The 13,275-nt window shown below is 68.2% G+C and carries 16 protein-coding genes; 3 read left to right on the plus strand and 13 right to left on the minus strand.

What is annotated here, in order from left to right:
* Nucleotides 1-33: 33 nt before the first annotated feature.
* The 8 genes from QF040_RS06785 to QF040_RS06820 all read right to left on the minus strand — a co-directional run bounded on the left by QF040_RS06785 (nt 34) and on the right by QF040_RS06820 (nt 6,591).
* Complete coding sequence (locus QF040_RS06785; RefSeq protein WP_429610381.1) at nt 34-993, minus strand: LD-carboxypeptidase; 960 nt, start codon at nt 991-993, stop codon at nt 34-36.
* Nucleotides 990-2,105, minus strand: a complete 1,116-nt coding sequence (gene tadA, locus QF040_RS06790) for a tRNA adenosine(34) deaminase TadA (protein ID WP_429610382.1) — start codon at nt 2,103-2,105, stop codon at nt 990-992. The genes QF040_RS06785 and tadA overlap by 4 nt, the downstream gene beginning before the upstream one ends.
* Nucleotides 2,095-2,331, minus strand: coding sequence for a hypothetical protein (locus tag QF040_RS06795; protein WP_429610383.1), 237 nt, complete (start codon nt 2,329-2,331; stop codon nt 2,095-2,097). The genes tadA and QF040_RS06795 overlap by 11 nt, the downstream gene beginning before the upstream one ends.
* Nucleotide 2,332: 1 nt before the next feature.
* Nucleotides 2,333-2,977, minus strand: a complete 645-nt coding sequence (locus tag QF040_RS06800) for an FMN-binding negative transcriptional regulator (protein WP_429610384.1) — start codon at nt 2,975-2,977, stop codon at nt 2,333-2,335.
* Nucleotides 2,978-3,019: 42 nt separating this feature from the next.
* Nucleotides 3,020-3,715, minus strand: a complete 696-nt coding sequence (locus QF040_RS06805; RefSeq protein WP_429610385.1) for an ankyrin repeat domain-containing protein — start codon at nt 3,713-3,715, stop codon at nt 3,020-3,022.
* Nucleotides 3,716-3,720: 5 nt separating this feature from the next.
* Nucleotides 3,721-4,215, minus strand: a complete 495-nt coding sequence (locus QF040_RS06810) for a GlcG/HbpS family heme-binding protein (RefSeq protein WP_429610386.1) — start codon at nt 4,213-4,215, stop codon at nt 3,721-3,723.
* Between the two features lie 262 nt (nt 4,216-4,477).
* Nucleotides 4,478-5,116 carry a response regulator transcription factor gene (locus QF040_RS06815; RefSeq protein WP_429610387.1) on the minus strand — a complete coding sequence of 213 codons (639 nt, stop codon included), beginning with the start codon at nt 5,114-5,116 and terminating at the stop codon, nt 4,478-4,480.
* Nucleotides 5,113-6,591, minus strand: a complete 1,479-nt coding sequence (locus QF040_RS06820) for a sensor histidine kinase (RefSeq protein WP_429610388.1) — start codon at nt 6,589-6,591, stop codon at nt 5,113-5,115. The genes QF040_RS06815 and QF040_RS06820 overlap by 4 nt, the downstream gene beginning before the upstream one ends.
* A 61-nt stretch (nt 6,592-6,652) precedes the next feature.
* Between QF040_RS06820 and QF040_RS06825 the strand changes: the two genes are divergently transcribed.
* Together QF040_RS06825 and QF040_RS06830 are read left to right on the plus strand one after the other, a co-directional pair.
* A complete protein-coding gene (locus QF040_RS06825; RefSeq protein ID WP_429610389.1) occupies nt 6,653-7,732 on the plus strand; it encodes a DUF72 domain-containing protein in 1,080 nt (359 codons plus the stop codon).
* Nucleotides 7,733-7,787: 55 nt separating this feature from the next.
* Nucleotides 7,788-8,318, plus strand: coding sequence for a DinB family protein (locus tag QF040_RS06830; protein WP_429610390.1), 531 nt, complete (start codon nt 7,788-7,790; stop codon nt 8,316-8,318).
* Nucleotides 8,319-8,330: 12 nt separating this feature from the next.
* Here QF040_RS06830 and QF040_RS06835 read toward each other — a convergent pair whose 3' ends face one another.
* The 4 genes from QF040_RS06835 to QF040_RS06850 all read right to left on the minus strand — a co-directional run bounded on the left by QF040_RS06835 (nt 8,331) and on the right by QF040_RS06850 (nt 11,843).
* The gene (locus QF040_RS06835) at nt 8,331-8,825 is read right to left on the minus strand and encodes a RidA family protein (protein WP_429610391.1); all 495 of its coding nucleotides are present in this window, start codon (nt 8,823-8,825) and stop codon (nt 8,331-8,333) included.
* A 104-nt stretch (nt 8,826-8,929) separates the two neighbouring features.
* A complete protein-coding gene (locus tag QF040_RS06840; RefSeq protein ID WP_429610392.1) occupies nt 8,930-9,616 on the minus strand; it encodes an RraA family protein in 687 nt (228 codons plus the stop codon).
* Nucleotides 9,617-9,630: 14 nt separating this feature from the next.
* Nucleotides 9,631-10,617, minus strand: a complete 987-nt coding sequence (locus QF040_RS06845) for a Bug family tripartite tricarboxylate transporter substrate binding protein (RefSeq protein ID WP_429610393.1) — start codon at nt 10,615-10,617, stop codon at nt 9,631-9,633.
* Nucleotides 10,614-11,843, minus strand: a complete 1,230-nt coding sequence (locus QF040_RS06850) for a pyridoxal phosphate-dependent aminotransferase (RefSeq protein WP_429610394.1) — start codon at nt 11,841-11,843, stop codon at nt 10,614-10,616. The genes QF040_RS06845 and QF040_RS06850 overlap by 4 nt, the downstream gene beginning before the upstream one ends.
* A 101-nt stretch (nt 11,844-11,944) precedes the next feature.
* Here QF040_RS06850 and QF040_RS06855 point away from each other — a divergent pair, with 101 nt between their 5' ends.
* The gene (locus QF040_RS06855) at nt 11,945-12,931 is read left to right on the plus strand and encodes a LysR family transcriptional regulator (RefSeq protein ID WP_429610395.1); all 987 of its coding nucleotides are present in this window, start codon (nt 11,945-11,947) and stop codon (nt 12,929-12,931) included.
* A gap of 7 nt (nt 12,932-12,938) precedes the next feature.
* Here QF040_RS06855 and QF040_RS06860 read toward each other — a convergent pair whose 3' ends face one another.
* The gene (locus tag QF040_RS06860; RefSeq protein WP_306879345.1) at nt 12,939-13,259 is read right to left on the minus strand and encodes a non-heme iron oxygenase ferredoxin subunit; all 321 of its coding nucleotides are present in this window, start codon (nt 13,257-13,259) and stop codon (nt 12,939-12,941) included.
* Between the last annotated feature and the right edge of the window lie 16 nt (nt 13,260-13,275).

The raw sequence follows: 13,275 nt of genomic DNA on the forward strand, positions 1-13,275 counted from the left end.
GGCTTTCGAGGCCGCCGCCGACCCGGGCGGCATTCAGTGCGAGTGCGCTTGGTCATGGTCGTGCGAATGGGCATGCCGATGCCCCCACACGAGGAAGACATCGCGCCCTTCGGCCGCCATCGCCACCTTCGCGCCCACCGGCAGCAGCACCTTCGTCGGCACATGGCCGAACGGCAGGCCCGTGAGCACCGGCACCTTCTTCAATGACGCGCGGAGGCGATCGACCACCGTATCGAGCCCGAACCCGCGGTCGTAGCCCGGCACCTTGCGGATGCCGGTGAACTGGCCGAACACGATCGCCTTCTGCTTGCCGAGCACGCCGGCCATCTTCAACTGGTCGAGCATGCGTTCGATGCGGTAGGGGTGCTCGTTGGTGTCCTCGATGAAAAGGACGCCCTTGTCGACCACTGGAAAGTACGGCGTGCCGAGCAGGCTCGTCAGCACACAGAGGTTGCCGCCCCAGAGCACGGCGTCTTCCACAGGCTTGAACTTCAGGTCGGCATCGCGCGCCGGCATGCGCCAGCCGGTGCCTTCGCCCTGCCCGCTCACGAGGTCGTCGAAACAGGCTTCCATGATGTCGTCGGCACCGGCTTCGGCGCCGAAGTCTTCGCCGACCGCGGGGCCCGACCAGGTGACGGCGCCGGTCTTGGCGACCAGCGCGTTCTGCAGCGCGGTGAAGTCGCTGCAGCCGACGAACTCGGTGCCCTTTTGGATCGCCTTGGCCACCGCCTTGTACGGAATCTGATCGAGGATGCGCGTGAGTCCGTAGCCGCCACGTGCGATGAGCGCGATGTTGGCGCCGCTCGCGGCCGCGCGCGAAATGGCGGCGAGCCGCGTGGCGTCGTCGCCCGAAAAACGCTGGTGCACCGAGAGAGCGTCGGGATCGATCTCGACCTCGTGGCCGAGGGCCTGGAGTCGTTTCACGCCGCGCCGGAAGGCGGCCTTGTCGCGGATCGCGCTGGACGGAGAGTAGATGTAGATGTGTTTGGTCACGAGGTCGAGTATCCCATTGCGTTGCGCGCCAGCCGCGCGAGCAGCGCGGCCTGCGAGGCCGTCGGACCCGAGGACGAAGCGACCGGTCCGAGTGCGCGCAGCGCGGCTTCGTAGCCACGGTCGGGGTACGGCGCGCGCCACGCGTCCTTGATGCGCTCGCCGCCATCGGGCGCGGCGATCGTGGCCGCAAAACGATCGGCAGCCGCGACTTGCAGCAACGATGCGAGCTCGCTGGCCGCGACGCTGTGCACCAGCACCACGGGCTGCGGCTGCACGCGGTCCAGCCATTCGAGCAGCACGTCGCGGTGCCACTCGAGCTTGTGCGCGGCTTCGCGCTTGGGCTTGTCGCTCTTGCCGAAGCCGATGAGGTCGGGCACCAGCGTGCGCAGCCCTTGCGCGCCGACAAGGTGACGGAAGAAGTAGCCCCATTCACCCGGGCCGTGCAGACAAAGGCAAGGCGCCGATTGGCCATCGCTGCCCGCTGCGCCCTCTTCGTCCACGTAATGCAGGCGCCAGCCCTGCAGGCTCGGCAGGTCCTGCACGTGGTGCGGCGCGAAGGTGTAGTCGCTTAGCGAAGCGAAGCGCTCGGCCGGCGTGCGCAGCGCGTCGTCGCGCAAGGGCTCGGCCTGCTCGCGCGCCACGCTGCGGCGCTGCTGGAAGAAGCCCTGCAGCACCGCGCTGCATTCCTCCGCCAGCACGCCGCCCTGCACCTGCGTGCGGTGGTTGAGCCGCGGCTCCGCGAAGAGATCGAGCACCGATCCCGCGGCGCCCGTCTTGGGATCGGTCGCGCCGAACACCACGCGGGCCAGCCGCGAATGCAGCATCGCGCCGGCGCACATCGCGCAGGGTTCGAGCGTGACGAACAGCTCGCAGCCATCGAGCCGGTAGTTGCCCAGCGCGGCGGCACCGGCGCGAAGGGCGTTGATCTCGGCATGCGCGCTCGGGTCGTGCTGCGCCACGGGTGTGTTGCGGCCGGTCGCGATGACCTGCCCGTCTTTCACCAGCACCGCGCCCACCGGCACCTCGCCCGCCTCGGCCGCGAGACGCGCCTCGGCCAGCGCGAGCGCCATCCAATGCGCGTCGTTTGTCTGCGATGGCAACTCAGTTGTCATCCGGCATCTTGCGCGCCTGCGCCGCGGCGTCGAGCGCATCCTTCACCTGCTGCTGGACCTGCTGGCTCTGCGTGCGCACATCGGCGCGAGCCTCACCCGGTGCGGGCGCCGCGGCACCGGGCACGGACGGCAACACGGGCACCACGGCCGTCGTCAGCTGCTTCTTGGCGATCAGTCCGCCGATCACGAGTGCCAGCACGAGGCCGAGCAATCCGAACACGCGCATTTCAGTTTCCTTCCGCCACCGGCGCTTCGGCGTTCATGCCGAGCCGGTCCATCCACGCCGCCAGCGCCTGTTCGTCCGGCGTGCCGGCGCCGTACATGGCGCGCATGGCCGCATGCGATTCCTTGCGGTGCTGGTTGATCTTGACCTTGCACTGCAGCGCGGTCACCTTCAGCTCGAAGCCGACGATGCCGTTCAGCATCTTGAGCTGGAACTCCTCGCCCAGGTCGCGCCATTGCTGCGCGTAGGCGGGCTCGTGGTCGCCGATGAGTTTCTTGAGCAGCACGTCTTTCTCCATGGGCTCCTCGACCAGCCGGGCCTCGACCGTGCAATGCACCGCGAGGTAGTTCCACGTCGGCACGCGGGCCAGGTCGGGATAGACCTGAGGCGACAGGTACGAATGCGGGCCGAGGAAAGTAACGACCGCCTGCGGCCGCGCCTGCAGGTAGCGCCAGTGCGGGTTCGGCTTGGCGCAGTGCCCCCACAACACCAGCCCGTCGCCCTCGCCCGGCTCCGCCACCAGCGGCAGGTGCGTGACGAACGGCAGGCCGTCGTCGTCGTTCGAGATCAGGCTCGCGAACGGGTGCGAGCGCATCAACTCCAGCGCGATCGCCGGGTCCTTGGCATTGAACTGCGGGGGCATGTACATGGTTTTTTCCTCGTGGCGAACCCCGATTGTCCCCGAGCCGACCTATCTTGCGCGCGGTGCTTCCAGTAGCATGACCATCGCGGTGTAGCCGCGCGCCTTCGCCAATTGCAGCGGCGTGTTGCCCTGGCGGTCGGTCAGCTTCACGCTCGCGCCCGCATCGAGCAGCGCGGCCAGCGTGCGCTGGTGGCGCGGCCCGCCGTCGCCGAGCACGATCGATTCGATCAGCGCCGTCCAGTGCAGGTTGTTCACATGGTCGAGCGGCGCGCCGGCCGCAATCAGGCGGCGCACGACTTCGTCGTGGCCCAGGTGTGCGGCGGCGATGAGCGCGGTGCCGTCGTAGCGGCTCGTCGTCTGCCCGGGATTGGCGCCGAGCGACAGCAGCAATGCAAGCGTCGCCGGGTCGTCGGCGATCGATGCAATGGTCACCGCGTCATAGCGATCGTCCTCGAGCCGGTCAAGGTTCGCGCCCGCCTTGGCGAGCAGCTTGATCGCCTCGCCCTGCCGCGCGTAAGTGGCGACATGCAACGGCGTGCGCCCCTTCGCATCGCGGGCATCGAGGCTCGCGCCCGAGGCAATCAACGCCTTCAGCTTCGGCAGATCGCCATGCCATGCGGCGCGGTGCAGCCCTTCGTAGGCCAGCACCTCGGCCGCGAGCGGCGGCACCTGGGCCGACACGCCGGCCGATGCGCCCAGGCCGAGTGCGCCAGCCAGGATGAAAGACCAAAGACCGCGCTTCATCACATTCAGCCCAGCAGGCCCTTGACCTTCTCGATCGCCGCATTGGCGCACTGCTCGTCCAGGTGGCCGCCCGGCGCACCGCCGACGCCCACGGCGCCGATCACTTCGTTGCCCGACTTCACCGGCACGCCGCCGCCCAGCAGCAGGAAGCCCGGCAGGTACACCAGGTTCGCGGCGCCGGGGTTCTTCTGCGCGCCTTCCATCATGGCCTGCGTCGGGCTCTTGGCCGATGCCGAGGTCCAGGCCTTGCGCTCGCTCGAGGCCAGCGTGTGCGGGCCGGCGTTGTCGGCACGCTGCACGGCGCGCACGGTGCCGGCGCGGTCGACCACAGTGGCGGCCACGTTGTAGCCGTTGGCGGCGCAGGCGGCCACGGCTTCGGCGGCGATCTGGTTGGCCAGGGCGAGCGAGATGTTCTTCTCGGTGCGCACGGCGGGTGCCGGCGTCTGCGCTTGTGCGGCCGATGCGGCGAGCAGGACGGCGAGGCAGAGGGTGGAACGCATGTTTGATTTCTCCAGTGGATCAGGTGAATGCGCCGGCCACTGTCTGTTGTGGCCGACGGCTGCGCCACTGTAGAAAACGTCGGCCGCCGCGACCATTCGTACGGCTACGCCCGCCGCTCCGTAGAACTACGGAGCACGCCTTTCACACGGAATGGCGTTCTCGGGCTGCCAAAACCGTTCGGGCTGAGCTTGTCGAAGCCTCGCGCGGCGCTTCGACAAGCTCAACGTGAACGGATCTATCTACCGTCGAACGCAAGCGGTATCAGTCTTCCAAGCTCACCAGCACCGCATACCGCCGGATCAACTGCGCCAGCGAATCGCAGTCCAGCTTCGCGAACAGGTTGGCCCGGTGCGTTTCCACCGTGCGCGGCGACAGCGCCAGCGTGCGCGCGATCTCCTTGTTGGTGAGTCCCTGCACGATGAAAGCCAGCACCTCGCGCTCGCGCTCCGACAGCTGTGCGACGCGTTCGCGCGCGGCGTTGTCGGCCTGCGAGCGTTCGCGCGTGCCCACATGCTGGCGCACCGCCTGCTGCAGCGCCTCGAGCAGTTGCTCGTCGTCCACCGGTTTCTCCAGGAACTCGGCCGCGCCGGCCTTGAAGGCACGGCGGCACATCTCGACCGTGCCGTGGCCGGTCAGCATGATCACCGGCTGATCGACGCCCTGCGCCATCAGCCGGTCGAGCACCGTGAGCCCGCTGATGCCGGGCATGCGCACGTCCAGCACGATGGCGCCGACGCTCGCGCGGTCGAAGCCGTCGATGAAAGCCTGCGGATCGGCCCAGCCCTGCACGCGCAGGCCGACCGTGCCGATGAGCAGCGAGAGGCTGTCGCGCACCGCCTGGTCGTCGTCGATCAGGTGGATCAGCGGGGACTGGGGTTGCTGGGTGATCGAGTTGTTCATGTCGACTGCGCCACCAGCGGCAGCAACAAGGTGAAGCGCGCGCCGCGCGGCGCCGCATGGGCCGCCGTCAGGCTGCCGCCCATGCCGCTCGCCAGCGTCTCGCTGAGACTCAGGCCCAGACCGAGGCCGCCTTCCCGCGTGCTGAAGAACGGCTCGAAGAGCCGCGGCATCGCCTCGGGCGAAATGCCGCGGCCGTTGTCGGTCACCGTCAACACGCCCTCCTGCCCGTTCCGGCCGACCGACACCACGAGCCGACGTTCGGCGGCGGGCACGAGGTCCAGCGCCTGCAGCGCGTTCATCAGCAGGTTGTGAACGATCTGCTCCAGCGCCACTGCCTCGGCCTGCACGCGCACCGGTGCCTGCGCGCCTGCATCGAACTGGGCGGCGACGCCGCGCTGCGCGAACTCGGGCGCGAGCAGGTGCATCGCGCTGCGCACCACCTCCTGCAGCACCAGCGGCTTCACGTCGCCACCGGCCTCGGGCCGCTCGATCACGCGGCGCAAACGGCCGACCACGTCAGCCGCGCGGCGAGCCTGCACCACGGCCTGCCCCATCGCGTCGCGCGCGGTGGCGAGGTCGGGCGGATCGTCATCGAGCAGCCGGCGCGCAGCCTGCGCATTGGCCAGCACGGCCGTGAGCGGCTGGTTGAGCTCATGCGCCAAACCTGCCGACAGCTCGCCCAATGCGTTGAGCCGCGCGACCTGTCCGAGCCGCAGCAGTTCTTCGGCGCGGCGGCGTGCGATGCGCTGCCGCTGCGCCATCCACAGGCCAGCCATCAGCACCGCCATCGCCACCGCCCATCCGGCGATGCTGCGCCACGGCAGCTCGCCCCAGCCGACCTGACGCTCCGCCACGAGTTCGAAGGGCTGGCTCGGCGACGCGAGCGCCTTGGTGAGACCGAAGCGCCAGCCGCCTTCGCCTATGCGACCGGGCTGCAGCACCAGTTGTTGCCCATCGCGCTGCAGGCTCACACGCACCGGGCTCGTCTGCGGATTCATCGACCAGTCGCGCCATGGCACGGAGCCGGCCAGGTCGATCTCGAGCGCATAGCTCAAGGGCGTGGCGCCCATCACGAGCTGGTAGCGGCCATGCGCGAGGTCGAGCGATGCGAGTTCGGCGCGCTGCTGGCTGCGCGACCGGGCCTCCGCCGCGGCCAGCGCGTCCGCCTGCTTTTGATCGGGCCATGCCTCATCGCGCGCCCGCCGCTGCACCTTCAGGATCGACGCGTACACCGAGGGCAAGCGCTGCTCCGGCTGCCCCGCATCGGCGCCGGGCTCCAGCAGCGCGAGCGTGGCGAGCACCGCGTCGTACTGCACCACCTGCTGGCTCATGAGCCGGTGCGCGATGCGCGCGTCCGTCTCGAAGTCCTGCTGCAGTTGCACGAGCTCCGCGCGCGCCAGCCACACCGCGCCCGCGGCCGTGAGGACCAGCCATGCCAGCCACCAACCACCCTGCGAGCGCAACCACTGTTTCATGGCGCGGATTGTGCCCGCCGCTGCGAGGCCGCTCTGTGTTGGCCGAGAATGCGGCCCCAGCATGAGCGAAGTACAGGACTCTCTTTTCCCCGATCTGCCGCGCCCGCCGGAGGCGCCCGCAGCCGCGCCGCCACCCGAGACCGAGCCGCCCGCGAAGAAGAAGCCGCGTGGCGCCACCGTCGCTCCCGCGCCCACCGATCCGGCCCTGGTCGAACTGGCGGCCGCCCTTCCACAAGGGCTGCGCCTGGGCACCTCGTCATGGAGTTACCCCGGCTGGGCCAACCTCGTGTGGGACGGCGAATATGCGGAGACCGTGCTCTCGAAGAACGGCCTCTCAGCGCTGGCGCAGCACCCGCTGTTTCGTACCGTGAGCCTGGACCGCAACTTCTACCGCGCCCTCACCGCGAGCCAGTACGCGCGCTACGCGGCCATGGTGCCCGCCGACTTCCGCTTCGTGGTGAAGGCGCCGAGCCTCGTGACCGACGCCACCGTGCGCGACGAAAGCGGCCGCGGCACGCAGGTCAACCCCGTGTTCCTCAACAGCGAGATCGCGATCCAGGAATTCGTGCAGCCCGCGCTCGAAGGCCTGGGCGACCGCATCGGCGCGCTGGTGTTCCAGCTGAGCCCGATCCCTTCGCAACTGCTCACCGACCAGCCAGCCTTGCTCACGCGCATCGGCGAAATGCTCGAAGCACTGCCCGGCCTGAAGCAGACCGCGCCCGATGCCGTCATCGCCGTCGAGGTGCGCGACCCGCAACTGCTGTGCCCCGCCTTCGCCGACATGCTGCACAGCGCGGGCGCGACCTTCTGCATGGGCCTGCACGCCAAGATGCCGCCGATCGAAGACCAGTTGCCGATGCTGCGCGCCCTGTGGCCCGGGCCGCTCGTGTGCCGCTGGAACCTGCACCGCCGGCACGGCCGATTCGGCTATGAAGATGCCGAAAAACTCTACGGCCCGTTCGACAAGATCGTCGACCCTGACCCCGAGACGCGCGCGGCGCTCGCCAAGGTGATTGCCGGCACCACGCGCGCGGGCCAGAACGCCTTCGTCACCGTGAGCAACAACGCCGAGGGCTGCGCCCCGCTGACGATTGCCTCGCTCGCGCGGGACATCGTCGATCTGCCATCGCGCACGGGGTAGACAGGAAATCCTATTCACGTAGCATGGCCCGCGCCTCCCCACAGGAACAACGGTCATGAGCTCCCTGTCACTGCTTCGCACCCTCTTCAACTACCGCGCCTGGGCCAACGACGAACTGCTCGAAAAGATGGAAGGCTTCGATCCGGAGCGACACCAGGACGCGCGGCACGACGCCATCCGCCTCATGAACCACTGCCACGTGGTCGACCAGATCTTCGCTGCGCACCTCACCGGCAAGGCGCATGGGTTCGCCTCGGACAACACGCCCGATACGCCGTCGCTCAAAGCCCTTCGCACCGCCGTTGCCGCGCTCGACCGCTGGTACTTGGACTACCTGGAATCGGCAACGCCGGAGCAGTTGTCCGAATCCGTGCCCTTCAGCTTCACCGATGGCGACAAGGGCTACATGACGCGCGAGGAAATGCTGACCCATGTGGTCACCCACGGCGGTTATCACCGCGGTGAAGTTGGCCGGCTCATGCGGCAGCACGCTGTCGGCCTGCCGTGGGACACCTTCGCGGTGTACTTGCACAGCACCGACCCGTCGCGCCGGCTGCAGGGCCAAGACCGGCTGCAGGCCGCGTAGGGCCTCAGACCCTCAGGCCTTGCTGTCCTTGGCCGCGACCGTCATCTCCAACTCGACGCTCGCATTCTTCGGCAACTGATACACACCGACCGCCGTGCGCACATGCACGCCGGCATCGCCGAAAACGCGGTGCAGCAGATCGGACGCGGCATCGGCCACTTCGCTCTGCTGCGTGAACTCGGCGGTGCACTGGATGAATACGCCCACGCGCAGCACCTTCTCGACACCATCGAGCGAACCGAGTTCGCGGCGCAGCAGCGTGAGGCAGCGCAGCGCGCAGATCTGCGCACCCTCGCGCGCCTTCTCCAGCGACACCACGTCGCCCACGCGGCCCGTGACGACCACCGTGGTGCCCACGCGCGGCACCTGCCCGCTGGTGTAGAGCGTGCGGCCGTCGCGCACGATGGGCACGTAATGCCCGCCCGCAAGCATCTCCCCGGCGAAGCTGTGGCCCAGCTCGGCGGCAATCTGATCGGCAATCTGGTCTCGGCTTTGCGCTGTCGTCATATGTGTTCCATGAAACGGGGGCCATTGTCGCCAATGGAACGCGCCAAAAACAGATACAGATCGCGCGGACCAAGTGCAGAACAGATGGCCGGTTCGCCCTGGCGCTACAGCGTCTCGCCCGCCTTGAGAACGCCCGCGTTGCGCAGCGCGGCATCCAGCCATTTGGCGGCCGTGTTGCCGTTCTTGATGGCCTCGATGCGCGCGGCTTCGTCCTCGACCTTTTTCTCCGCGGCCTGAAGAAGCGCCTCTACCTTCTCCCGCTCGACGATCACCACGCCATCGGCATCGCCGACGACGAGATCGCCGGGGCGCACGGTCACGCCGCCCACCGAGACCGGATGGCCGATGCGCCCCGAGGCCAGCTTCGTCGGACCGTTGGGATTGGTGCCGACCGAGAAGACGGGAAAGTTCATCTCGTCGATCTCGGCGCTGTCGCGCACCGCGCCGTCGATCACCACGCCGGCGATGCCGACCTGCCGGCAGGCGTTCATCATGATCGTGCCCATGAGCGCGGCGCTCTGGTCGCCCTTGCCGTCGATCACCAACACGTCGCCAGGCCTGGCCAGCGCGATGGCCGCGTGGATCATCAGGTTGTCGCCCGGCCGCACTTCGACCGTGAGTGCGCTGCCGGCCAGCTTCATCCGGTGGCGCAGGGCCTGGATGCGGCCGTGCAGCGCGCCGCGGCGACCCGCGACGTCGGCAAGGATGGCCGGCTGGAAGGCCGAGGCTTGCTGGACCAGGTCGGAGGAGACGCGCTCGAAGTCGCGAATGATGTCGGGTAGCTGATTCATCGTCTGTCTCTTTCCTATTCGGCTTTCACGTCGGCGTCTTTCACCACGCGGCCCCACTTGCGCTTGTCCGCGGCCAGGAAGGCGCGGAACTGCTCCGCGGTGCTTCCCACGGGCTCCAGGCCGTCGGCGGCAAGCCGCTTGGCGATCTCGGGCATCGCGAGCACCTTGGCGACTTCGCGCTGGATGCGGTCGACCACGGCGGGCGGCGTGTTCTTCGCCGCGCAGATGCCGGCCCAGGTCACCGGCTCGAAGTCGGGCACGCCGGCCTCGGTCACGGTCGGAATGTCGGGAAAGGCAGCCAGCCGGCGCGGGCTCGCCACCGCCAGCGCGCGCAGCTTGCCGGCGCGTGCGTATTGCATCGAGCTCACGGGCTGGTCGAAGATCATCGAGACCTGGCCGGCGATGAGGTCCGTCATCGCCTGTCCTGTGCCCTTGTAGGCCACGTGAACGATGTCGATGCCCGCGCGGCTCCTTAGCATTTCGCCCGCCAGGTGCCCGCCGGTGCCCGTGCCCGAAGAAGCGAAGTTGATCTCGCCGGGCTTCTGCTTGGCATACGCCACGAGCTCCTTCACGCTCTTGACCGGCAGCGTCGTGTTCACCAGCAGCATGTAGGGCGCGTTGACGATCTGGGTGACCGGTGCGATGTCCTTCTCGGAATCGAAAGGCATGCTCTTGAGGATGTACGGCTGGATCGACAGCGTGCCCGTGGTGCACATCAGCAGCGTGTGCCCGTCCGCGGGCGCGGCGAGCATGGCCGATGCCGCGATGTTGCCGCCGGCGCCGGGACGGTTCTCGATCAGGATCGGCTGCCCGAGCCCTTCGGCCAGCTTCGGCGCGATCAGGCGCGCGACCACGTCGTTGGAGCCGCCGGGCGAGAAGCCCACGAGGATCTTCACGGGCTTCGACGGAAAGGCATCCGGGCCCTGTGCGTGCGCAGCGCCGAGGCAGACGGTGCTCGCGGCAAGGGCCGGCAGCAGCTTCAGAAAGGATCGGAGTTTCATTGCGGTTCCTGGTGGATGGCGGAGCCCGAGAGTTCGTCGCGCGCCCGCGCGATGCGGCGGCAACCCTCCAGCAGTTGTTCGGTGCTCGCGGCAAACGAGAGGCGGAAATGCGTCGGCACGCCGTAGGCGCTGCCCTGCAGTGCCGCGAGGTTCTGTGCATCGAGCAGGTGCATCACCCAGTCGTCGCAGGTCTCGATCGCCACGTCCTGCCGCGTGCGAAGGCCGAACAGCGCGCTGCATGAAGCGAAGACGTAGAACGCCCCATCGGGCACGGCGCAATCGATGCCGTCGATGGCGTTGAGCGCCGCCACCACCGTGTCGCGCCGCTGCGCGTATTCGCGCCGGTTCGTGGCAATGCTGTCTTGCGGACCCGTGAGCGCCGCGACGGCCGCCGCCTGCGCGATCGAGTTCGGCCCCGAGGTGCTTTGCGACTGGAGCTTGACCATCGCCTGGATGAGCGCCGACGGCCCCGCGCCGTAGCCGATGCGCCAGCCCGTCATCGCATAGGCCTTGGACACGCCGTTCACCGTCAGCGTGCGGTCCTTGAGGTCGGGGGCCACCTGCGCCATGGTGGCGAATTCGGCGTCGCCATAGATGAGGTGTTCGTAGATGTCGTCGGTCAGTACCCAGACATGCGGATGGCGGCGCAGCACCTCGGCCAGTGACTGCAATTCCGCCCGCGTGTAGGTCGCGCCGCTCGGGTTGTTCGGCGAGTTCAGCATCAACCAGCGCGTCCTGCCGGTGATGGCGCGTTCCAGGTCCGCGGGCTGCAGCTTGAAGCCCATGGCCGCCGGGCAGTCGACGCAGACCGGAACGCCGCCGGCCAGCAAGGCGATGTCCGGGTAGGACACCCAGTACGGCGCCGGCACGATCACCTCGTCGCCCGCGGCCACCGTGCACATCAGCGCGTTGAAGATCACCTGCTTGGCGCCGGTGCCGACGATGATCTCGTTCGATGCATAGGCCAGCCCGTTCTCGCCGAGAAACTTGCCGGCGATGGCCTCCTTCAACACCCGCGTGCCGCCCACGTCTGTGTAGCGGGTCTGCCCGGCCGTCATGGCGCGAATGGCCGCTTCCTTGATGTTCGCGGGCGTCTCGAAGTCGGGCTCGCCAGCGGTCAGACTGAGGATGTCCCGGCCGGTCGCGCGCAGCTCGCGCGCCCTCTGGCCTGCCATGGAACTGGGGGACGGTTTGATTCGGTTCAGGCGGGGTGCGATGTGAAGCATGCACGCAGTATCGAAGTCCGTTTGCCGCGGCACAAACGAGAAATCCGCTGGGCAGGCCATTCCTTTTTTTCGCGCGCGCCCGTAGGCGTACATTCCGCCGGATGAACTTCACCTTCAAGCAACTGGAGGCCTTTCTCTTCAGCGTCAAGCTGCAGAGCTTCAGCGCCGCGGCGGTCAAGCTGCACACCACGCAATCGGCGATTTCCAAGCGGCTGGCGGAACTGGAGGCGTCGCTGGGCGGGCCTCTCTTGCACCGCACTTCGCATGGCCTGGAGCTGACGCAGGTCGGCCGCGAATTGCTGCCGCTCGCGGAAGAGACGCAGCGCCTCTGGCAGCGCATTGCGCACGACATCAGCGTCGACAAGACGCTGCGCGGCACCTTCCGGGTCGGCGTGACCGAGCTCATCGCGATGACCTGGCTCACGCGCCTGATCCAGTTGCTGCAGAAGCTCCATCCCCAGGTGACGATCGAGCCCGTGGTGGACGCGGGGCTCACGCTCTTCGAGCGTCTGGAAGCCAGCAAGCTCGACCTGGCTGTCATGCCCGGCACCTTCTGGGGCCAGGCCTTCGAATCGATCAAGGTCACAGAGGTCGAGCAGGTCTGGATCGCAAGCCCACGCCTGCAGATTCCCGCTCGCGCACTGAAGCCGCACGAGTTTGCCGACTACCCGGTGATCGAGCAGCCCGCGGGCGCCTCGAAGAACAGGTTCTATGAAGCCTGGCGCGCGGAGCACGGCTTTCGCTTCGGCAAGGTCATGCTGACGAACAGCACGACAGTGCTGCGCGAGCTGACGATCAGCGGCTTCGGCCTGAGCCAGCAGGCGCTGGACTATGTGCGCCCGGATATCCGAAGCGGCCTGCTGCGCGTGGTCAAGAGCGATCCCATGCCGCCGCCGCTGGTCTACAGCGCGGTCTACCGGCGCGACAACGTCAGCCCCGCGCTGGCACGCATCGTCGAGCTGGCCGTCAAGACCTGCGATTTCACCTTGCGGGCCAGCCAGCACGACGTGGCGCCGGCACGCTCGCCGAAACGACAGCGGGTGCCGCGCGAACTTGCGAAGAAAGTCGCCAGGAAGACGCGCAGATAAAAAATGCCTACGCCTCGAACGCCAGGAACACCCGCCCGCCTTCGATCTTCACCGGATAGCTGCGGAGGTCCTCCGTCAGCGGCGCGCACATCGCCTTGCCCGTGCGCACGTCGAAACGCCCCTGGTGCAGCGGGCATTCGATCTCATGGCCTTCGAGAAAACCATCGCACAGCCGCGCATGCCCGTGCGTGCAGATGTTGTCGGTCGCGTGAATGCCGTCCTCGGTGCCGTAGAGGGCGATGTCGCGGCCCTGCACCTCGATGCCCACCACGTCGTCGGCGGGAACGTCGTCGACCGCCGCGGCGTCGACCCAAGTCATTGTGCTCATGTGTTTTTTCCTTCTT

The organism is Variovorax sp. W2I14, from assembly GCF_050435205.1.
GTDB classification, from domain to species: domain Bacteria; phylum Pseudomonadota; class Gammaproteobacteria; order Burkholderiales; family Burkholderiaceae_C; genus Variovorax; species Variovorax paradoxus_C.

Coding starts and splice junctions, on each gene's coding strand:
- QF040_RS06805 (WP_429610385.1), bottom strand. CDS start 3,715: ATGAAGCGCGGTCTTTGGTCTTTCATCCTGGCTGGCGCACTCGGCCTG.
- QF040_RS06850 (WP_429610394.1), bottom strand. CDS start 11,843: ATGCTTCACATCGCACCCCGCCTGAACCGAATCAAACCGTCCCCCAGT.
- QF040_RS06820 (WP_429610388.1), bottom strand. CDS start 6,591: ATGAAACAGTGGTTGCGCTCGCAGGGTGGTTGGTGGCTGGCATGGCTG.
- QF040_RS06810 (WP_429610386.1), bottom strand. CDS start 4,215: ATGCGTTCCACCCTCTGCCTCGCCGTCCTGCTCGCCGCATCGGCCGCA.
- QF040_RS06840 (WP_429610392.1), bottom strand. CDS start 9,616: ATGAATCAGCTACCCGACATCATTCGCGACTTCGAGCGCGTCTCCTCC.
- QF040_RS06825 (WP_429610389.1), top strand. CDS start 6,653: ATGAGCGAAGTACAGGACTCTCTTTTCCCCGATCTGCCGCGCCCGCCG.
- QF040_RS06855 (WP_429610395.1), top strand. CDS start 11,945: ATGAACTTCACCTTCAAGCAACTGGAGGCCTTTCTCTTCAGCGTCAAG.
- QF040_RS06800 (WP_429610384.1), bottom strand. CDS start 2,977: ATGTACATGCCCCCGCAGTTCAATGCCAAGGACCCGGCGATCGCGCTG.
- QF040_RS06815 (WP_429610387.1), bottom strand. CDS start 5,116: ATGAACAACTCGATCACCCAGCAACCCCAGTCCCCGCTGATCCACCTG.
- tadA (WP_429610382.1), bottom strand. CDS start 2,105: ATGACAACTGAGTTGCCATCGCAGACAAACGACGCGCATTGGATGGCG.
- QF040_RS06830 (WP_429610390.1), top strand. CDS start 7,788: ATGAGCTCCCTGTCACTGCTTCGCACCCTCTTCAACTACCGCGCCTGG.
- QF040_RS06835 (WP_429610391.1), bottom strand. CDS start 8,825: ATGACGACAGCGCAAAGCCGAGACCAGATTGCCGATCAGATTGCCGCC.
- QF040_RS06795 (WP_429610383.1), bottom strand. CDS start 2,331: ATGCGCGTGTTCGGATTGCTCGGCCTCGTGCTGGCACTCGTGATCGGC.
- QF040_RS06860 (WP_306879345.1), bottom strand. CDS start 13,259: ATGAGCACAATGACTTGGGTCGACGCCGCGGCGGTCGACGACGTTCCC.
- QF040_RS06845 (WP_429610393.1), bottom strand. CDS start 10,617: ATGAAACTCCGATCCTTTCTGAAGCTGCTGCCGGCCCTTGCCGCGAGC.